1 protein-coding gene is annotated in these 474 nt (G+C 71.9%); it reads left to right on the top strand.

The annotated features are described in order from the left end of the window. Positions 1 to 349 precede the first annotated feature (349 nt). Positions 350 to 474 (top strand): PIN domain-containing protein (locus AB0K43_RS18045; RefSeq protein WP_355406000.1); only part of this gene is annotated, 125 nt, incomplete at its 3' end.

The raw sequence follows: 474 nt of genomic DNA on the forward strand, positions 1-474 counted from the left end.
GCTGAGGAACCGGCGGCTCGGGCTCTGAGGCGGCGGGCCGAACGGGCTCCGTGGTGACGGCTCGGGCTCCCCGGCGGCGGGCCGAACGGGGGCGTCCGGGGTGGCCGACCGGCCTGCCGCGGCGGTCGGTCGGGTGCGTCCGACCGGGGGCCGCTGACAGCCGGTCAGTCTGAATACCCGCAGGCCAGCGCCGCAAACGTTCATCATTTGTGACCCCGCTGTTCCTTCCCGCGGGCATGCGACACGCCGACCCTGGGAATAGAACCAGTCAAGACCGGTACCCCGGCCACCGGGGTCGCGGGGACCGGTGAGCCGCGGGTGACGCTGGGTCATCCGCTCTGGAGGCCTAGTGGTCAGTTCCAAGAGCCGCCGGACACCAGACCGGCGGACGTACGTACTCGACACCAGCGTGCTCCTGGCGGACCCCCTCGCCATGACGCGCTTCGAGGAGCACGAGGTCGTCCTCCCGGTGGT

The organism is Kitasatospora sp. NPDC049258, from assembly GCF_040678895.1.
Lineage (GTDB): Bacteria > Actinomycetota > Actinomycetes > Streptomycetales > Streptomycetaceae > Kitasatospora.